This is a genomic window from Marinospirillum alkaliphilum DSM 21637 (assembly GCF_900119735.1).
In the GTDB taxonomy this organism is placed as follows: domain Bacteria; phylum Pseudomonadota; class Gammaproteobacteria; order Pseudomonadales; family Halomonadaceae; genus Marinospirillum; species Marinospirillum alkaliphilum.
This window is the reverse complement of record NZ_FPJW01000007.1, coordinates 1-20,051: the sequence shown is the minus strand read 5'-3', so window position 1 is coordinate 20,051 and position 20,051 is coordinate 1. Positions and strand designations below refer to the sequence as shown.

The 20,051-nt window shown below is 55.8% G+C and carries 15 protein-coding genes; 10 read left to right on the top strand and 5 right to left on the bottom strand.

Annotation, left to right across the window (positions count from 1 at the left end; genetic code table 11):
• Nucleotides 1-69 precede the first annotated feature (69 nt).
• Nucleotides 70-843 (top strand): FadR/GntR family transcriptional regulator, encoded by a 774-nt coding sequence (locus tag BT114_RS09995; protein WP_072326328.1) that lies wholly within the window; start codon nt 70-72, stop codon nt 841-843.
• Between the two features lie 6 nt (nt 844-849).
• Here BT114_RS09995 and BT114_RS09990 read toward each other — a convergent pair whose 3' ends face one another.
• The 3 genes from BT114_RS09990 to BT114_RS09980 all read right to left on the bottom strand — a co-directional run bounded on the left by BT114_RS09990 (nt 850) and on the right by BT114_RS09980 (nt 7,067).
• Entirely contained in the window at nt 850-2,829 is a 1,980-nt protein-coding gene (locus tag BT114_RS09990) for a sensor domain-containing diguanylate cyclase (protein ID WP_072326327.1), read from the bottom strand.
• 123 nt (nt 2,830-2,952) lie between these two features.
• Nucleotides 2,953-6,015, bottom strand: coding sequence for an efflux RND transporter permease subunit (locus BT114_RS09985; protein ID WP_072326326.1), 3,063 nt, complete (start codon nt 6,013-6,015; stop codon nt 2,953-2,955).
• A gap of 11 nt (nt 6,016-6,026) precedes the next feature.
• Complete coding sequence (locus BT114_RS09980; protein WP_177247078.1) at nt 6,027-7,067, bottom strand: efflux RND transporter periplasmic adaptor subunit; 1,041 nt, start codon at nt 7,065-7,067, stop codon at nt 6,027-6,029.
• Between the two features lie 255 nt (nt 7,068-7,322).
• Between BT114_RS09980 and BT114_RS09975 the strand changes: the two genes are divergently transcribed.
• From BT114_RS09975 to BT114_RS09965, 3 genes are all read left to right on the top strand, one after another.
• A complete protein-coding gene (locus tag BT114_RS09975; protein ID WP_072326325.1) occupies nt 7,323-8,621 on the top strand; it encodes a TolC family outer membrane protein in 1,299 nt (432 codons plus the stop codon).
• Nucleotides 8,622-8,721: 100 nt separating this feature from the next.
• Nucleotides 8,722-9,639, top strand: coding sequence for an LpxL/LpxP family Kdo(2)-lipid IV(A) lauroyl/palmitoleoyl acyltransferase (gene lpxL / locus BT114_RS09970; RefSeq protein ID WP_072326324.1), 918 nt, complete (start codon nt 8,722-8,724; stop codon nt 9,637-9,639).
• A gap of 63 nt (nt 9,640-9,702) precedes the next feature.
• Nucleotides 9,703-11,091, top strand: a complete 1,389-nt coding sequence (locus BT114_RS09965) for a sigma-54 interaction domain-containing protein (protein WP_072326323.1) — start codon at nt 9,703-9,705, stop codon at nt 11,089-11,091.
• 38 nt (nt 11,092-11,129) lie between these two features.
• Here the strand turns inward: BT114_RS09965 and chrA are convergent, their stop codons facing one another.
• The gene (chrA, locus tag BT114_RS09960; protein ID WP_072326322.1) at nt 11,130-12,470 is read right to left on the bottom strand and encodes a chromate efflux transporter; all 1,341 of its coding nucleotides are present in this window, start codon (nt 12,468-12,470) and stop codon (nt 11,130-11,132) included.
• Nucleotides 12,467-13,411 carry a chromate resistance protein ChrB domain-containing protein gene (locus BT114_RS09955; RefSeq protein ID WP_072326321.1) on the bottom strand — a complete coding sequence of 315 codons (945 nt, stop codon included), beginning with the start codon at nt 13,409-13,411 and terminating at the stop codon, nt 12,467-12,469. Before BT114_RS09955 ends, chrA begins: the two co-directional genes overlap by 4 nt.
• A gap of 496 nt (nt 13,412-13,907) precedes the next feature.
• Here BT114_RS09955 and BT114_RS09950 point away from each other — a divergent pair, with 496 nt between their 5' ends.
• From BT114_RS09950 to BT114_RS09925, 6 genes are all read left to right on the top strand, one after another.
• Nucleotides 13,908-14,960 carry a TRAP transporter substrate-binding protein gene (locus BT114_RS09950; protein WP_072326320.1) on the top strand — a complete coding sequence of 351 codons (1,053 nt, stop codon included), beginning with the start codon at nt 13,908-13,910 and terminating at the stop codon, nt 14,958-14,960.
• The gene (locus tag BT114_RS09945) at nt 14,960-15,571 is read left to right on the top strand and encodes a TRAP transporter small permease subunit (RefSeq protein ID WP_072326319.1); all 612 of its coding nucleotides are present in this window, start codon (nt 14,960-14,962) and stop codon (nt 15,569-15,571) included. The genes BT114_RS09950 and BT114_RS09945 overlap by 1 nt, the downstream gene beginning before the upstream one ends.
• Nucleotides 15,561-16,901 (top strand): TRAP transporter large permease, encoded by a 1,341-nt coding sequence (locus tag BT114_RS09940; RefSeq protein WP_072326318.1) that lies wholly within the window; start codon nt 15,561-15,563, stop codon nt 16,899-16,901. Before BT114_RS09945 ends, BT114_RS09940 begins: the two co-directional genes overlap by 11 nt.
• 35 nt (nt 16,902-16,936) lie before the next feature.
• Nucleotides 16,937-17,710: a 3-hydroxybutyrate dehydrogenase gene (locus BT114_RS09935; protein ID WP_072326479.1), complete on the top strand. Its 774-nt coding sequence runs from the start codon at nt 16,937-16,939 to the stop codon at nt 17,708-17,710.
• 118 nt (nt 17,711-17,828) lie between these two features.
• Nucleotides 17,829-19,673, top strand: a complete 1,845-nt coding sequence (locus BT114_RS09930) for a methyl-accepting chemotaxis protein (protein WP_072326317.1) — start codon at nt 17,829-17,831, stop codon at nt 19,671-19,673.
• A 17-nt stretch (nt 19,674-19,690) separates the two neighbouring features.
• Nucleotides 19,691-20,051: acetyl-coenzyme A synthetase N-terminal domain-containing protein (locus BT114_RS09925; protein ID WP_281249032.1), on the top strand; the 361-nt coding region annotated here is incomplete at its 3' end.

The following is a 20,051-nucleotide window of genomic DNA, read 5'->3' as shown; positions in this document are numbered from 1 at the left end:
GTCGTCGCCAGTGCCCTGATTTATCCCTATAATTGCATTCAATTTTGATGTTCAGCTTAGAGGCAGTCCATGAGCAATCCTTTTTATGGGTTGATATCTCCACGCAAGATAAAACGTTCTGACCAGATTGTGGAGTCGGTCAAGCGCTGGGTGGTGGTACGCGACATGCAGCCGGGTGATCGCCTGCCCAATGAAAAGGAGTTGATGGAGCTGTTTCAGTGCTCCAAAGGCACTGTGCGCGAAGCGCTGAAATCCCTCGAGGTGCAGGGATTGATTACCCTGCGCACCGGTCCGGGTGGCGGTGCCATGCTGGCTCAGGTGCCCTATCCACTGGCCTCTCAGCTGCTTCGCAACTACCTGCACTTTCAGCACCCGACCGGTCCGGATATTTATCGTTTGCGCAAACTGGTGGAGCCGGAATTGGCGGCATTGGTGGTGGATCGTCTGACTGAGGCGGATTTGCAGCAACTGGAGCAACTGACGGAGCAGTGTGCCCAGCCACCGGCAGATCTGGAGCAGCGGCTGGCGCAGCGTATTGCGGAACTGGATTTTCATTCGGTGCTGGCGGAGCGCTGTCCTGATCCCTTGCTGGCTTTTATCGGTCGCTTTCTGAATGACCTGATCAAGGATCTGGTGATTTATAAAAAGGTGGAGTTGCCTGAGCAGGTGGATTTTTCACGTGAAAACCTGTTTTATCACCGTGAGTTGATCAAGGCTTTTCGTGCCGGTGATGCAGCGAAAGTACGTCAGTTGATGGCTGAACACATGGCATCAGCGGAACGCTTTAATGTTGAGCTGGAAGGGCAGTTGTCCGGCAGTTTTTTATCCAGTAAGGAAGGCTGACAAGCCCTATTCTTCAGCGACCCGGAAACAATTGCGTCCTGCTGCCTTGGCTTGGTAAAGCGCAACATCGGCTCGCTGCAAGGGTTCGTCTGGAATGGGGTCGCTGGGCAGCAGTCGGCTGATGCCCAGGCTGATGGTGATGCCGAGTGGCCCTGCAGCAGTGTTGAAAGGTTCGTCAGCAATGCTGCGTCGCAGGCGTTCGGCAAACACTTGTGCGCCCTGTTCATCACTGCCCGGTAACAGCAGGGCAAACTCCTCTCCACCCAGGCGACCAGCCAGATCAGTGACGCGCAGGCTGTCCTGGGTGCGCTGCGCCAGCTCCTGCAGCACTTCATCCCCGACGGCATGTCCCCAGGTGTCGTTGACCCGTTTGAAGTGATCAATATCAAACATGATCACGCTGGCGGGTTCTTTCAGGCGGCGGCAGCGGTGCAACTCTTCGTGCAGGCGCTCCATGAAATAGCGGCGATTGGGCAGGTTGGTGAGACTGTCCGTACGGGCCAGGTGGCTTAAGGCCTCTTGTTGTTGCTTATAGAGGGTAACGTCCCTGAAAACCCACAGGTGGCCAAAAAACTGCCCATCCTGATGAATGGGCACATAATCCAGCTCCAGGGTTCGGCCATCCTTGCGAGCGAATTCTTCATGGGTCACTTCCCGGTGCTGCAGCTGCAAGCCAGTCACCTTGTCAAGAAATGCCTCGGGATCAGAGAAGTGTTGGGCAACCTGCTGCAACAATAGCTGGGTGGATTTGTTGTTGATCTGTTCCGGTGTGCAGTGGGGTGAAAACTCCTGGCAGAAGAGCCGGTTGACCTGCAACACTTTGCGTTGGCTGCTTTCCAGCAGTACCGCCGCTTGAAAATGCTCAGTTAATGCGGTCAGGCGGGTGTGGGAGTCTTTCAATGCATCTCTGGCCAGCAGCAGGCGCTGGCGCAAGCTGCGGCTGGCGATATGCAGTATCAGCAATAATGAAAGCTGTATCAGCAGCCAGACAAACAATGTGATTTTTAATAATTGCCACTGGGATTTTTTGAGTGCCTGGTATAGGTGATCCACATCCTGCCAGATGAAACCCAGGGCGGAGTGGTCGGGTGCAGACGGGTGTTCAAAACGGGTGCTGACCAGTAGCTGGTTGATACCATCTATGGATTTTAGTGTCCAGCCAGCCTCGATGGCGTTGCAATCCTGCAGTAGGGATCGCAGGGGTTGAAGGTTGGTACGGGAGCTGGCGCTGATAAAGAGGTCGCAGCCTGCTTCTGGCAGTTGGTTAGGCACTTGCAAGTGGCTAAGCTGTTGCCGGTGTAACAAAAGGGCAAAACCACTGGAAAAACGCTCATCCAGTTGCAGCAGCAGCTGTGTAAAGCCAGTGCCCAGCTCCAGAACGGCATAACCACTGGATGGAAGGGGTAGGCTGGCAGCACCGCGAACAGCCGTGGCATGGCGTCCAATCTCGAAACCGCTGGTGGGTTTGCCGCTGTTGAGTACTGCAACAATCATTGGACGAATGTCGGTGAGTTCATCACCAAAGGCATCCGGCGCATGCATGCGCAGGTAAGCGTGCAAGCGCTGTCTGGAGTCGGGAAAATGCAGTTGCAATTGATCCACACCCAGGCTGTGTTGTAACTCACCCCAGAGAGGTTCAAGTTGCAGTTGCAACTGTTGACGCATCTTGAGCGTCAGCGGTCCGGCAGGGTTTTCACCTTCCTGTTGCCAGGTTTCCCAGGCTTGTAACACGCTGCGCTGTAGTTCCGGATCCAGCACCACCAGACTGGCCAGTGCCTGTAGTTGCTGGCGCTGGCTGGCAAAAGCCAGATCAGCACCGGCCTTGAGTTCATCGGCGCGGGTTTCCAGTTGATAAGTGAAGTCTTTGTGCAGTGCTTGCCAGTTGAAGAAAGCGGCAACCAACACCACCACGGACAGGAAGCCGGCAGCCAGAAACTGGACAAAATGACCGGTGTAAAGGCTTTGGTCATTTATCTTTTCCGTCATCCGCTGCCACTCCTTAGTAAAGGGATCCTGTCAGTGGATGCTAGCATGCCTTTGCTGGAGTGTCGCAGCTTTGAAAGGGCGACACCAACCAAAGTCGGTGTTGCCCGCTTAACCGCTTTTTAATCAGTGCTCTGCTGCCACCTTTCTCGGCAGGGTGCGCACCACATAACTGTAAACAGTCGGCACCACAAACAATGTCAGCAGGGTGCCAACGGTCATGCCACCCACGATCACCCAGCCAATCTGTTGACGACTTTCAGCTCCAGCCCCGGTTGCCAGTGCCAGCGGCAGACAACCCAGAATCATCGCCAGTGAGGTCATCAGGATCGGTCGCAGGCGCAGTACCGAGGCTTCTACCACTGCATCCATCATGGCCAACCCCTGTTCACGTTGCTGGTTTGCAAACTCGGTGATCAGGATGCCGTTTTTGGTGATGATGCCGATCAGGGCGATCAGGCCGATCTGACTGTAGGCATTCAGGGTGCCGCCGATCAGCATCAGCGTCAGCAGCGCACCCAGCATGGCCAGCGGTACTGTCAGCAGAATTACCAGTGGCGCCCGGAAGCTTTCGAACTGGGCAGCCAGCACCAGGTAGATGAACACCAGCGACAGCAGGAAGGTGATCGCCAGGGTGTTGCCGGAGCTCATGAACTCACGCGCCTGGCCATCGTAGTCAAACAGGATGCCGGTGATGCCCATTTCTTCAGCCGTGTCTTCGGCCAGCTGGCGCACCCAGGTCAGGGCTTCACCCTGACTGACACCTGGCGCAAGGTTGGCCTGCAGGGTGACGGAGCGCAGTTTGTTGAAGTGTTTCAGTTCACGCGGAGCCACTTCTTCACGAACAGTGATCAGGTTGGAAAGCGGCACCATTTCACCATCACGACTGCGCACCTGAATGGCGGCCAGATCCTGCGGGGTGGCACGGTCGGCATCTTCCACCTTCACCACCACATCGTACTGACGGCTGCCGATGGAATAACGGGTTACGGTGCGTCCACCCAGCAGAGTTTCCAGACTGCGGGCAATCACATCGAGGCTGATGCCGAGGCTGGCAGCCTTGTCGCGGTCCACATCCAGTCGCAGTTCGGGTTTGTTCAGCTTCAGGTCGGTATCCGGATTGACCAGGCGGCCATCAGCCATGATTTTGCCCAGCAGCGCATTGGCCAGCCGGTCCAGATCCTCAAAGTCACCAGTGCTCTGAATCACCAGTTGGATCGGGCGGGCAATCGGGCTCTGGCCCAGGGATGCAGGCAGTACCGGGAAGGCCATGATGCCGGGGATGCCAGCAAACATCTTGGGTTGCAGCTCAGCAGCAATTTGCTGGGCAGAGCGCTGACGGTCATTCCAGTCTTCAAACCCGACAAAAGAGATGATGTTGCTTTCAGTCGGGAACAGACCGGTGATCACAAAATAACGCTCCACCTCCGGCACACCTTCAAAAACCTGCTCCAACTGGCGGCTGTAACGATCCAGAAAGGCCGTGGTGGAGCCTTCCGGTCCCACCCCGAAACCGACCAGTACACCGCGGTCTTCAGTGGGAGCCAGCTCAGCGTTAAGTGCGCTGAATGCCCAGATACTGCCGCCCAGGCAAGCCAGCCCCAATGCCAGCATCAGCGGCCGTACTTTCAGGGACAGCAGCAGTACCTTGCGGTAACCAGCGTTCAGCTTTTCCAGCAGGCGCTCACCGAAATAGTAGAACTTGCCATGGTTTTCATGTTTCAGCAGGCGCGAACACATCATCGGAGACAGGGTCAGGGCCACAAATCCGGAGATCACCACGGCACCGGCCAGCGCCAGGGCAAATTCGGCAAACAGCTGGCCGGTACGCCCTTCGGTGAAGGCCAGCGGCACAAACACCGCCACCAGCGTGGTGGTCATGGCAATGATGGCAAAGGCAATCTCGCGTGACCCCTTGAAGGCGGCCTGAATCGGATGCATGCCCTCCTCCACGTGACGATAGATGTTCTCCAGCATCACAATGGCATCATCCACCACCAGACCGATGGCCATGACCAGTGCCAGCAGGGTCAGGGTGTTGATGGAAAAGCCGAAGGCATACATGAAGATCATTGCGCCGATCAGTGAGACCGGAATGGTGACCATCGGGATCAGCGTGGCGCGGAAAGAACGCAGGAACAGGAAAATCACCAGCACCACCAGCAGCACAGCTTCAATGATGGTCTGGAATACGGCCTTGATGGAGCGGTCGATGAAAACCGACGAATCATAGGAAATGTGAATGCGCATGCCTTCCGGCAGGATGCTTTCAATGGCCGGAATTTCAGCACGCACCGCCGAGGAAACATCCAGCGGATTGGCCACCGCCTGTTTGATTACCCCCAGTGCCACTGCGGTTTCACCCCGGAAGCGAACACTGCCCCGCTCCAGCTGTGGTGCCACAAACACTCGTGCCACATCACCCAGACGCACCAGATAACCATCATCCTGACGCAGGATCACCTGCTCAAACTGATGCGGCTGGTTCAGGCTGGTTTCAGCCAGTACCGTGAACTCACGGGTGCTGCTTTCCACCGTGCCGGCCGGCACTTCCAGGTTCTGCTGGCGCAGGGCGTTTTCCACATCCGCCGGTGTGATGTGATAAGCCGCCATGCGGGTGCGATCCAGGGCCACCCGCATGGAATAACGCCGCTCACCAAAAATGCGGACTTCGGCCACACCATCCAGCGTTTGCAACCGGTCTTTCACCAGTCGGTCTGCCAGATCGGTCATGTCCATGGGTTCATGGCGGTCACTGGTGAAGGACAGGTACATGATCGGCTGGGCATCGGCCTCAACCTTGGCAATCACCGGTTCATCCACGTCGCTGGGCAGGCGACCACGCACCCGGCCAACCCGGTCGCGGACATCACTGGCAGCAGCGTCGGCATCCCGGTTGAGGTTGAAGTTGATGGTGATCTGGCTGCGTCCGGCGCGGCTGGATGACGTCATGTAGTCGATGCCTTCGATGCCAGACAGGGAATCCTCCAGTACGTTGGTGACCTGGGATTCAATGATGCTGGCATTGGCACCGGAATAGGTGGTGGTGACACTGACGGTGGGGACATCAATGTTGGGGTATTCCCGCACCGTCAGGCGATCAAAGGCGATCAGGCCGACCAGAACAATCAGCAGGCTCATCACGCAGGCCAGTACCGGCCGCTTGATGGAAATATCGGATAACACCATGCTGCCAGCCCTCAGTTGCTGTCAGCGGCAGGCGCTGGCAGGTTGATGGCTTGTGCGGGGCTACCGGGGCGCAGCTTCAATTGACCGGCAGTGACCACCCGATCACCGGCCTGAATGCCGGAGGTGATTTCCACTTCACCGCGCAAACGGTGACCGGGTGTGACCTGAACCTTGTCGGCTACACCGTCAACAATACGAAACACGTACTGATTCCTGCCTTCCGGCACCAGCGCTTCTTCCGGCACCAGCAAGGCATTGTCACGGGTATCCAGAATCAGTCGAACCCGGGCAAACATGCCGGGACGCAGCAGGTTGTCGGGATTGGCCAGACGAGCTTGCACCAGCAGGCTACGACCACTGGCATCCACCTGTGGGGAGACGGTCATCACTTCACCGCTGAAGCGCTGATTGGTCAGGGCATCAAAGGTCATTTCAACCTGTTGACCCTGGCTTACATCACGCAGCAGTACTTCGGGAATGCGAAATTCAACCCGCAGTGGGTCAGTGGCCAGCAAGGCCACCAGTGGCTGACCGGGAGTCAGGTAATCACCGGGGCTGACCTGACGAATACCCAGTACACCATGAAAGGGGGCTGTCAGTGTCATTTTGGCCAGGCGCTCTTCGGCCAGCTTCACTTCTGCCTGATTGATGCGCAGGGTGGCCAGGGCGGCATCACGTACGTTGGCACTACCGGCATTGCGGCGCAGCAGGTCTTCAGCTCGCTGGTATTCCACCTCGGCCAGTTCAGCGGCTGCTTTGGCGCGTTCAAGCTGGGCGCGTTCAATGGATGCATCCAGGCTGAACAGTCGGGTGCCGGTCTGCACGCGCTGGCCATCAGTGAAGTGCACCTGTGCCAGACGACCAGCCAGCTCACTGCTGATCAGGGTGGCCTCGTCAGCCAGCAGGGTGCCGACCAATTGGGTATCCACTATCAATTGCCTGGGTTCCACCTTGACAGCTTCAACCGGCATGGCGGGGCGTTGAGCCAGTGCGGTCAGGGGTAACAGGAGCAACAAGGCTGCCAGCAGCCAGTAAGGACTCAAGGATTTCATGGTGCTGGGGCCTCTGTATTTAAAAGTTTGCATATATCAGTTTTGTCTTATATTCTTTCTTGTATAATTTAGTCCGAAAGACCCAAAGGGAGTTCTGTGTCTCGCTGCTTTGGATGGACCTCACCAAAGGGTTTAGACCTTTCAGTCCAATTCGGTTAGACTGCCCATTCTAAACAGACTTGGCTGGTTAAAAAAGCCGCGAGCTGATTAAATGTGAATTTGCCTCATTCCATTGTTTCAGAGGATCTTGAGTTTATGTGCCGTAAAACACTTCTGGCCAGTGCGCTGGCACTGCTGTTGTCTCCAGGGTTGCAGGCCGCCAGCCTGCTGGACGTGTACCAGGATGCGGTGCAACAAGATGCCGAGCTGGCAGTGGAGCGCAGTCGTCTGGAACAGGCGCGGGCCCAGATCAGTCAGGCTAACTCTTTTCTTTTGCCTCAGGTAACAGCAAGCGGCACCTGGTCTCAGGTGGATATGGATGGTGCAACAGATACCCAGGAAAATACCAATCTGACCATTTCAGCCCAGCAGGCACTGTTTAATGCTGAGGCCTGGTTTGGTCGTCAGGCAGCCAATCAGAGTTTCAGTGCCGCTGAGGCTCGTTTCCGTGATACTGAACAGAATCTGTTGCTGCGCGTTGCCGAAGCCTATTTCAATGTGTTGCGTGCTGAAGACAACCTGCGTTCATCTCAGGCTGAAGAGCAGGCCATCAAGCGTCAGTTGGATCAGGCCCAGGAACAGTATGAAGTAGGACTGATTTCCATCACCGGTGTGCTGGAAGCTCGTGCCGCTCATGATGGTGCCCGTGCAGCACGCATTGGTGCTGAGGGCGCATTGATGATCAGTTACGAAGATCTGGAACAGATCACCGGCCAGCGGTATGAGCAGATCAATCTGCTGAATCCGGAGTTACCGGTCAGTGCACCGGTACCCAATGACCGGGATGCCTGGGTGAGTATGGCTCTGGATTCCAGTCTGACCCTGCAGGCTGCACGTGCCGGTTTGCTGGCCTCTCAGCAGAACCTGCGTTCACGTCAGGCGCGTCATCTGCCAACAGTGGCATTGTTTGGTGAGTACTCCAAGGATTCTGATCGATTGAATGCTGCTGGTGGTGACAACCAGACACTAGTGGGTGTGCGTGGCACACTGGAGATTTATGGTGGTGGTCGCACCAGTGCCCAGATCCGTGAAGGCAGTGCGGCGCTGGATGAAGCCCGGTCTTCCGAGGAACTGGCGCGACGTCAGGTGCTGCAGCAGACCCGTAGCCTGTTTACCCAGGTGAACACGGATGTGCTGACGGTTCAGGCGCGAGCCCAGGCTATCCGCTCAGCAGAAAGTGCACTGGAGGCAACCCGTACGGGTTATGAAGTGGGTACTCGCAATATTGTGGATGTGTTGAACGCCGAGCGAACCTTGTGGGCGGCACGTCGTGATCATGATGCTGCGCGTTACAATTATGTGGTCAACCAGTTGCGTCTGAAGCGTGTGGCTGGAACACTCAGCGAAACAGATCTGCGTGAGTTGAATCGCTGGCTGGTTACTGCTGCCAACTAATCATAGAGCCTCGTAACCACTGAACCCCGGTGCCTGCATCGGGGTTTTTTATTGGGTTAATCGGGTACAATGCCAGGCAGTTATTATCCGGATGAGTCTCATGGCAAAAAAGAAATATCCGAAAAATCATCTTCACCCTCGTTATTGGCCCACCTGGTTGATGATAGGAAGTTTGCATTTAATCGCCTGGTTGCCCTGGCCCTTGAAAATGGCTGCAGGTCGCCTGTTTGGTCGACTGGCATACTGGTTTGCCCGTGAGCGGCGTCACTTTACTGAAGTGAATGTGCGTTTGTGTTTTCCGGAGCAGTCGCCACAGGAACAGCAGCAACTGGTGCGCGATATCTTCCGAGCTGGCGGTCTGGGTGTTGTTGAAATTGCAACCGGGCTGGTGCGTGACGTGTCTTTCCTGAAAGACCGCATTACCTTTGCCGGGCGTGAGCACCTTGACAAGGCACTGGCGGAAGGCAAGGGTGCCATCATTCTGGGGATCCATTTTTCGGTGATGGATCTGGGCGGGGCTTTGCATGGTCTTTTTTACAAGGTGGATGCCATTTACAAGCCCCACAAAAACCCGGTGTTTGATCGTTTTATCCTCAAAGGTCGGCAGCGGCATTTTGACCAGATGATTCCGCATCATGATTTAAAAGGACTGGTGCGCCGCGTGCGCCAGGGTCACGCTGCCTGGTATTCACCGGATCAGGATTTCGGACGTAAGGTGAGTGTGTTTGCACCTTTTTTTGGGGTTCAGGCAGCCAGTATCACCATGACCGCACGTATGGCCAGAATGACTGGTGCGCCGGTATTACCACTGCGCATTCATCGTAATCCGGATGACCGTACCTATACCCTGGAATACCTGCCACCTCTGGAAAACTTTCCGTCGGGTGATGATGTCGCTGATGCCACTCAGGTGAATCAGGTGATTGAGCAGTTGATTCGTATCCATCCTGAACAATACTTGTGGATGCACCGGCGTTTCAAGACCCGCCCTGATTCAACTGACCCCGGGCTGTATTAAATGCCCGGAAGCAGTGGGATTTGATCCGGGCAGATAAAAATCCCGCGGTTGTGTGGAGCAAGCATGAATAACAATAATCAGGCACTGGTGTCGCCGGATCTGGTGCAGGCACTGGATGCACTGGATGAATGGCTGGTGGTGGTGGATGCTCAGGCCCGCATTGTGTTCCTGAACCAGCCTTATGCCCATTTCCTGGGCCTGAAGCGGGATGAGGTTTATGGGCAACCGGTCATTGAGGTGATTGAAAACACCCAGATGCACCGAGTGGTGGAAACCGGTCAGCCTGAATTGTCACGTCTGCAGGAAGTGCGGGGCCGTCACATGATTGCCAACCGCTACCCGATTCGCCAGGGCGGCAAGGTGGTGGGTGGCATTGGTACGGTGTTGTTTCACGATACCCATGAATGGCGTCAGATGAACACCCAGATCAAGGCGCTGGTGTCGGAGCTGGATTTTTATCGACGTGCACTGGACAAGGAGCAGACTGGTGCCCGCTTTCATCTTAATGACCTGATTGGTCGCAGTCCGCAGATCCAGAAGGTCAACGAAAAGATCAAGAAGGTGGCTGCCGGTGATGCGTCGGTACTGATCCGGGGTGAGTCCGGTACGGGCAAGGAGCTCTATGCCCATGCCCTGCACCTGTTGTCTGAACGCTCCCGTGGGCCTTTCATCAAGATCAACTGTGCGGCCATTCCGGAAAACCTGCTGGAAGCCGAGCTGTTCGGTTATGAAGAAGGTGCCTTCACCGGAGCAAAAAAAGGCGGCAAGCAGGGCAAGTTTCAGCTGGCGGATGGTGGCACCCTGTTTCTGGATGAAATCGGTGACATGCCGCTGAGCATGCAGGCCAAGCTGCTGCGAGTGTTGCAGGATCGTGAAGTGGAAGCCGTGGGTTCCAACCGCCTGGTGAAGGTGGATGTCCGTCTTGTCACCGCCACCCACCAGCCGCTGGAAAAGCGTGTGGAGCTGGGGGAGTTCCGAGAAGATCTGTATTACCGCATCAATGTGGTTTCCGTGGAGCTGCCACCGCTGCGGGAACGGCGTGAAGACATTCCTGCACTGGCAGAACATTTCCTCAATCGCCTGGCGAATCGAACCGGTCGACGTGCCCCCAAACTGACGGCTCAGGCACTGACGCGGATGCTGGAGTACGCCTGGCCGGGTAATGTCCGGGAAATGGAAAATGCCATTGAGTCCGCCTTTTATCTCAGTCAGGGGCATAAGATTTCCTTGCAGGCATTGCCCGCAGCCCTGATGGAAGGGTTGGAGGTGCCGGAACCGGTGGTTTATCGCGGCACTTTGAAAGAGCGACTGGCTGCAGCTGAAAAACAGATTCTGGAAGAAGCACTGCTGGCCTGTGATGGCAATCGCCTGCTGGCTGCAAAGTTACTGGGCATCAGCAAAACCAGTCTGTACGACAAGCTGGCAAAACATTTGCTCAATATTGACCTTTGAGATCCTCGGATTTTTTCAGCGGCCAGGACCATGCCTTTTTACAGCGCCAGAAAGGTGTAGCCGAGGCCAAGCAGGGCACACACACCCAGCACAGACAGAATGTTCTGCTTGTATTTCCACAGTGCCAGAAATGCCGCCGCTGCAACAATTGCCTGAAACCACTCAAAACCGCCGGTGAAAGGGGCTTCGGCGCTGGCATTCGGCCACAGCACATGCCAGCCAAAGAAGAGTGCAAGGTTCAGAATCACCCCCACTACCGCCGCAGTGATTGCTGAAAGTGGAGCGGTGAACTTCAGATTGCCGTGGGTTGATTCAACCAGTGGGGCGCCGCACAGGATGAACAGAAAGGATGGCAGAAAAGTGAAAAAAGTGGCCACGGAAGCTCCGATAAAACCTGCCAGAAAGAGGCTGTCCGAACCAAAAATCTGCAGCGTCCATGCCCCGACAAAACCGACAAACGCAACCACCATGATCAGTGGTCCAGGTGTGCTTTCACCCAGCGCAAGGCCATCAATCATCTGGGTTCCGGTGAGCCAACCAAAAGTATCCACACCACCTTGATAGACATAGGGTAGCACTGCATAAGCGCCACCAAAGGTGACCAGTGCAGCCTTGGTGAAAAACAGACCCATATCGGTCAGTGTGCCGGATGGCAGTAGCCATAACATACCTACCCACATTGCCAGACCGATCAAGATCAGTTTGGCGACATGTAGGTTGCTGTGGCGAGTGTGAGGCAGGCGTGTGGTGTCATCAATGACTGCCGGGCCGTAGACTTTTCCCGCTGCACCATGGTTACCGCTGATGCGGAACTGCTCCGGCATCAGCTTGCCACCGAGTGCACCCAGCAGTGCTGCACCGATGACAATAAAGGGAAAATGCACCTCCAGAACAAAAATGGCGATGAAAGCCAGTGCGGCGATGATCCACATCACCTTGTTTTTGAGTGCTCGTGAACCGATGCGCCAGGCAGCAAAAATCACCACCGCGACCACCGCAGGTTTGATGCCAAGGAAGATGCCCTGCACCAGAGGAATGTCACCGTAGGCCAGATAGATCCAGGTCAGCAGTGCAAGAATGAACAGTGAAGGCAGCACAAACAGCACGCCGGCAACAATCCCTCCCCAGGTGCGATGCAGCAGCCAGCCAATATAAATGGCGAGCTGTTGTGCTTCCGGGCCGGGTAGCAACATGCAGTAGTTAAGTGCATGCAGGAAACGTTGTTCAGAAATCCAGCGGCGTTTCTCCACCAGTTCCTGGTGCATGATGGCGATTTGTCCGGCGGGGCCGCCAAAACTGATGAACCCCAGCTTGAGCCAGTAGAGAAGGGCTTCCCTGAATGAGGGATGAGCAGGCTGCTGCTGTGACGGGGTGTTCATCTTGTTTTGTCCTCATAACTTTTGAGTAGCCAGTCAAAAACTGCGCACGCACGAGCAAGCAGCTGGTCATCATCGGGCTCGCAGGCTTGAAGGCCGGCCAGCAAAGTTTCAATGCCAGCTGCTTCAGCGACAGGAAGTCCTCCCACGTCCAGGTAATGCACGAGCTCGCCCAGGCGTACCAATGCTGGGTCAGAATCAAGCCTGAAACTTGTCATCAGTACTTCGAAAGTGACTTTGGTTCCTGCGTGGCTGAAAGTGGCGCCATCAAAATCGAAGCCGAGCCAGCCACTGCGGCAGTGGTCGGGATTCGGAAGCCAGACAATCCGGGCATGTTGATCGATGAATCGTTTGATGAGCCAGGCTGAAGCAAGTCGGTCGACCCATGGCCGTGCTCGAGTCGCCCAGATTCGACCCTGATAGGCAGCAGGATCCAGCTCTGGAATATTCACTAGCCTGGCGGTCGGCTCGTCGGGATGCATGCGCCGCGTGATGGTGTCGCGTAAATCGTCAAGCAGTCCCAGGGTTTGCCGCTGCACCTCGCCGGGGAAGAAGTCGATGTGCACCACTTGTTCGAATCGGCGCACCAGTGACTGAAGTCTGCGTGTAGTGGTTGTAACATCAAGCGCGGTCAGGTTTTGATGCAGTTCTTTGATTTCCACCGCAATGTTTGCGTACTCATCACTGCGGTCAAATAGTGTGCGGAGTGTGATATTCCGGGCTTCATCACAGCCCGAGAGTTGATAGACCTCCCCACTGCCTCCGGCCTCTACCGCTTGCATGGCCACTTCGTTCAGTTTTGCAGCAGTGTCTGCCGACTCGGGTAGCAGATATACCCCGTCACGCAGTGTTGCGCAGCCCAGTGCTTTGACCGAACGCCATACGCGCATCCGGCCGGTTGAAGCCTTGGTGGGCAGGCTGATGAACAGTGCAAAAAAGCTCAAATACTGGCTCCATGATTGATATCAGGTGGTTTTGTAGGATCCTCTACTTCTTGTTATATGTAAAACAAAATTTAAGATTGGGTAGCGTTTGAATTTGAGTGGTCAGGGTGCTGAAAACTGGTTTTGATGCCCTGAGTCCTGGTGTGTCAGTTTGTTTTTGCGCAGGATGATTGAGGTAGAAACTATGTTTGTTTTTTGATGCTGGGTTTGGTTTTTGATTTTGAAGGTTTTCCGGATTTTCGGAATCATTCCGCTTTTCCGGACGACTGCAAAGCCGCTGAATGCGGTGGTTTGCCATAAAAATTCCGAAAATCCGGAAAATATTGACTGATCTGACCTCTCTTTCTCTTGACGTAAACGTCAGCTATTGATTTATTTCATTGTTTTTAAAGCTGTTTTCCTGAGGCTGGCATGTGTCTTGTATAGGGATGGCTACCCGTCTTTGAGGCGGTCGAGTGTTCTCAAGAACAAACATAAAAAATCAGGAGTAGCACCCATGATCAAGAACCCCCTTGTCACGGCGATCGGTGCCGTGGCAACCGCTGCCACACTGGCGATTTCTTCCTCTGCAATGGCTGATGGTCCGCGCCGCATTGACGTGGCCAGTGTCTTTGCCACCAACAACTTTCTGGGTGCCGGTGCCCAGTACATGGCAAAGGAAATCAACACTGCCTCTGACGGCAAGATCAGTTTCCGGGTTTATGAGCCGGGTGATCTGGTGCCGCCTTTTGAGGTGTTTAACGCAGTATCCACCGGTGCGGTGGATGCCGGTTGGGACTGGATGGGTTACTGGGCTGGTACCATTCCGCTGCTGAACCTTTACGGTGCCCTGCCCTTTGGCCCGACACCGGAGGCCTTTGCGTCCTGGATGTGGTCCGGTGGCGGCACTGAATACATCCAGAAGGCTTATGACCAGTACAACATCAAGGTCTTGCCCTGCTTTGTTTCTCCGCAGGAAACCGGTGGTTTCTACAACAAGGAAATCAACTCGGTCAAAGACTTTGATGGCCTGCGCTTCCGCATTTCCGGCCTGGGTGCTCGTGTACTCAACAAGTTCGGTGCGTCTACCCAGTTGATCCCCGGTGGCGAAATTTATCTGGCACTGGAGCGTGGCCGCATTGATGGTGCCGAGTTCTCGGTTCCTCAGGTGGATGAGGTGATGGGTTTTGATGACATCACCAAATACTACTACTTCCCCGGTTGGCACCAGTCTGCAAGCTGGTTCTCGTTGATCATCAACAAGAACGTCTGGAATCGCTACAGCGATCGTCAGAAGGCACAGTTTGAAACCGCCTGTCGCTCCACCCTGGCCTGGTCGATGACTGAAGCTCCGCCCCAGCAGATGAAGGCACTGGCACGTATGCAGGCAAAAAGTGGCATCGAGGTTCGTCGTTTTAATGATGAAACCCTGAAGGCACTGGAAGCAGCCTGGCAGGAGGTGGTTGCTGAAGAAATGGCGCAGAACCCTGCTTTCAAAGAGGCTTATGAGTCGTTGATTGCTCATGCCAAGCTGATTGAAGAGTGGTATGAACTGCAGGAGCTGCCGTAATGAAAGACGCCGTTCACCTGCGTGTGGCGGCGGCACTTGATCTGGCTTCCCGACCCCTGATAGGGGTCGGGATCTGGGTCGGACGCATGACCAGCTGGCTGATACTGGCGGTCATTGCCGCTGTCCTCCTTACAGTTGTGATGAATGCACTGGGCATGAATGAACTGCTGCGCTGGAATGAGCGGGTGTTCCTGTTCGGACGTGCCTTCACCATCAATTCAGCCACCGAGTTGCAGTGGTATCTCTACGGCCTGCTGGTGTTGTTTGCATCCACCTATGCCTTGCACACCAACGCTCATGTACGGGTGGATCTGCTGTATCACCGCTTCTCCCCGCGGACGCGGCATCTGGTGGATCTGACCGGGCATCTGGTGTTGCTGATTCCCTTCTGCCTGCTGGTGGCTTACCTCTACTGGCCCCAGGTGATGATGAGCTACAACTCCGGTGAGCAGTCCAATTTTGGTGGTCTGACCGATCGCTTCCTGATTAAAGGCGCCCTGTCGGTGTCACTGGTGTTCATGGCGTTGGGTGCCTTCGGTCGGGTGCTGCAAAGCCTGGCTGCAGTGCTGGATCCTCAACGTGCTGCGCGGGAGAGTTTTCATGTTCGCTGAATATTCACTGCCGATTCTGATGGTGGTGTGCCTGTTGCTGGGCATTTTCACCGGTTATCCGGTGGCTTTTGTACTGGGTGGCCTGGCCATTCTGTTTGCCTTCATTGGTGACATTCCCCTGCCCTTTATGGGTATGGTCGGCTCGCGCATTTATGGCGGAGTGATTGAAAACTGGCTGTACATTGCCATTCCCCTGTTTGTGTTCATGGGCCTGATGCTGGAGAAATCCGGTGTCGCCAGCCGCCTGTTGCTGACCCTGCAACGCCTGTTCGGGCGGGTGCGCGGTGGTCTGGCCATTTCAGTGGCACTGCTGGGCATAGTGATGGCCGCCAGCACCGGCATAGTGGGGGCTTCGGTGGTGATGCTGGGCATGCTGGCGCTGCCGGTGATGCTGAAGCAGAAATACAAGGAAGAAATGGCCTGTGGTGTGATTGCAGCCTCCGGCACCCTGGGCATTCTGATACCTCCCTCCATCATGCTGGTGCTGATGGGTTCCATCATGCAGGTTTCCGTGGGTGCCTTGTTCAAGGCAGCACTGATCCCCGGTCTGATGCTGGGTGGCCTGTACATCCTTTATCTGCTGGTGACCGGTTACCTGAAACCTGACTGGATGCCGCTGGCGGATAAAGAGGATGTTTCAACTGACACCACGCCCTTGCCGCTGGCGCTGTTGCGCGACCTGGTCGGACCGGTGTTTCTGATGGTGGCGGTGCTGGGTTCCATCATGGCCGGTATTGCCACACCGACCGAGGCGGCGGCCATTGGTGCATTGGGTGCCATCCTGCTGGCTGTGGTGGGCCGCAAGATGAATTACATCACCCTGCGGGATGTTTGTTACGACACGGCCAAAAGTACGGCAATGATTGTATTCATTGTGATTGCGGCCACTGCATTCAGCCTGGTGTTCAAACGTCTGGGCGGGGATTACCTGATCATGGATCTGGTTTCGGCCACCGGGCTGGGGCCTTATGGCTTGCTGCTGGCGATCATGCTGATGATTTTCATCCTCGGCTTTTTCCTGGAGTGGATTGAAATCAGTTATGTGGTGCTGCCCTTGTTGTTGCCGGTGATAGGCCTGCTGGATTTTGGCATGAGTGCTCAGGCCACACTGGTGTGGTTTGCCATCCTGATGGCCATCAACCTGCAGACCAGCTTTCTCACACCCCCCTTTGGTTACGCCTTGTTTTATCTGAAAGGCATTACTGAAGGTCAGGTGAAAATCACCACCATTTATAAATCCATCATTCCTTATGTGCTGTTGCAGTTGACTGGACTGCTGCTGTGCATCCTGTTTCCGGCCATCGTGCTCTGGCTGCCGGGACTGCTGTAAAGAGACGAACTGAGATGCTGAAAGAGGAACAAGTCATGTCGGGTAAACGTGTACTGATCACCGGCGCCGCCAAGGGCATCGGCTTTGAGATTGCCAGGGCTTTTCTGGAAGAAGGCGCACGGGTTGCCATTCTGGATCTGGATCGTGATGCCCTGGCAGAGGCGCTGGATCAACTGGGTGGTGCCGGGCCGGATCGCCTTGGTGTGGCCTGTGATGTAACGGATGAAGCCGGTCTGAAGGCAGCGGTGCAGGAAGTGGTGGATCGGTTCGGTGGCCTGGATGTGCTGATCAATAATGCCGGGTTGCAACATGTGGCACCGATCGAGGATTTCCCGTCCGAGCGTTTTCGCAAGCTGCTGGATATCATGCTGGTGGCCCCTTTCCTGACCATTCAACAGGTATTCCCGGTGATGAAGCGTCAGCAGGGTGGGCGCATCATCAACCTGGCTTCCATTAACGGACTGGTGGGTTTTTCCGGCAAGGCCGGTTACAACTCGGCCAAACACGGTGTCATTGGCCTGACCAAGGTGGCGGCACTGGAAGGTGCGGCTCACGGCATCACTGTGAATGCCCTCTGCCCCGGTTATGTGGATACTGAAATGGTGCGGGGGCAGTTGAATGATCTGGCGCGCACACGCGGAGTGCCGCTGGAGAAGGTGCTGGAAGAGGTCATTTATCCGCTGGTGCCGCAAAAGCGCCTGCTGGAGCCTCGTGAAGTGGCTGACTACTGCCTGTTCCTGGCCAGTGGTCGCGGGCGTGGCATCACCGGCCAGGCGGTGGTGATTGATGGTGGATACACCACCCAGTAACCGTTTTTTTATCTGATATTCCCTGAAAGGACTTCATTGCTGCCACGGGCTGGATTCAGCCCGATGGGTGGTGGGGGACGCTTGTGCCTGAAAACAACAAAAAAACAGGGGTGAACCCATGAAGTTACAGATCTCTTTTCGCCAGGCCCTGTGGGGGTTACTGGTGCTGTTGATGGCTGGTTTGCTGACGCTGGTGTCCGGTGGTCTGTTCGGATTGCATCAGCAGGGGCGGGCTTTTTCCGAAGTGGCGCAGACTGCCTCAAGGGCATTGGACATGCTGGCGCTGGAAGCGAAAATCCTGCAACTGGAACTGCAGCGTGAAAACCTGCAACCGTCAGCACTGGCCGACCTGCAGCAAGGGCTGGATGCCGTGCCGGTTCAGTTGCAGCAGGTGTTGGGTGGTTATCCTGCCCTGCAGCAGCAGAGTGAAGTTTTCCTGCAGCAGTTGCAGCAAACACTGAAAACCCAGCTGGCCTTTGGCCTGAATGCGACAGAAGGCGCTCAGGGAGAGCTGGGGGCTGCTGCTGTAACCCTGATGGATGAATTGACCGGTCTGGCGGCGCTGGTGTCACGCTTTGCTGATGTGCGCAATCTGGAGAAGGACTTTTTCATCACACCTGGCAGTCGTACCATTCAGGCCTGGCAGGAAGGCATGGATGCTTTTGACGCACACCTGCAGCGGATCGGTTTTCATGAGGATTTTGCCGAGCACCTGCAGGTTTACCGGGATGCCAGTGCCAGGCTGATTCGCCTGCGGCTGGATCTGGAGCAACAGACAGGCATCCTGCTGGAGCAACGTCAGCAGCTATTGGTGGCACTGCATCAGCAGGCGCGTGAAGCCGCCGGACAACAACTGCAGCAGGCTGAACAGCGTGCTGAGCAACAGGCAGGCAATCAGCAACGCATGATACTGGTCAGTGGTTTGCTGGTGACGCTGTTGCTGGTGTTGACGGTGGTGCTGCTGAACCGGCGTTTGCATCAGCGCTTAAAAGAGCTGCTGGGTTTCCTGCAGCAAGTGGCTGAAGGGGATCTGCGTCAGCGCCTGAGCATCAGAAATCAGCGAGATGAATTTGATCAACTGGCACAGGGTGTCAACCAGACGGTGGAATCCCTGACCGGCCTGGTGGGTGGTTTGCAAGCCAGCAACCGGCAATTGTTGCAGATGGCCACGGCCATGGAAGAGCAGATCGGTGGGTTGCAACAGGAAGGTCGGCAGTTGCATGGCCGCAGTGATGTGCTGGCGGCAGCGATGGAAGAAATCAGTGCCACCACCGATCAGATGGCACTGGCAGCCACAGATGTGGAGGTGGCTGCCGGGCAGACTGATCAGGCCGCCAATCAGGGTGGTCAGGTGATTCAGCAGGCCATTGAAGCGCTGGAAGCCATCACTGCACGCATGCAGGACATTGATGAGCGGGTCAGTCATCTGGGTGAACATTCACAGCAGATCGGTGGTGTGCTGGAGTTGATCAACGGCATTGCTGAACAGACCAACCTGCTGGCTTTAAACGCTGCGATAGAAGCAGCAAGAGTGGGTGAGGCGGGGCGAGGTTTTGCGGTGGTCGCTGATGAAATTCGCACCCTCGCAGAACAGACGGCTCAAGCCACCCATGACATCGGTGGACGCATAGATGGCATTCGGCGTGATACCGACACTACCATTCACTCGGTTGAGGCTGCGCGTGAACAGGTCAGGCTGGGGCGCAGCATGGGCCGCGAGGCTTTACTGGCTGTGCAGGGTATCCAGCAGGCCAGCCGTGCGTCTTCAGAAAAAATGAACCAGGTGCGCAGCTCGGTGGCGGAAGTGGCTGAAACCACCAGCAGCATGACTTCGGATATGGACCAGGTGGCCGGACTGGTCAGCCAGCAACAGGCGCGGGTGGAAACCCTGCTGGATGCCACCCGTCAGCTGCATCGTCAGGCAGATGACCTGACCCGTGATCTGCAGCGTTTTCAGATATGAACAGGAGAGAGAGCATCATGATTCACGAGCACCAGCCCCTCTGGCAGCCCACTGCCGCCGCCATCGAATCCAGCCCGCTGCGTGCCTTCATGCAGCGGGTGAATGAGCGTTATCAGCAATCCCTGAGCCACTACGAAGACCTGCACCAGTGGAGTGTAGTCAACCCGGAGGAATTCTGGGAAATGATGTGGGAATTCGGTGAAGTGGTGGCCGCTGAACAGGGCAGTCGTGTGCTGGAAAATGCTGACCGGATGCCCGGTGCCCGCTGGTTTCCGGAAGCCCGGCTGAACTTTGCGGAAAACCTGCTGCGTTTCCGGGATGATCGCACTGCGGTGGTTTCCCTGCGTGAAGATGGCCAGCGGGTGTCACTGACCTTTG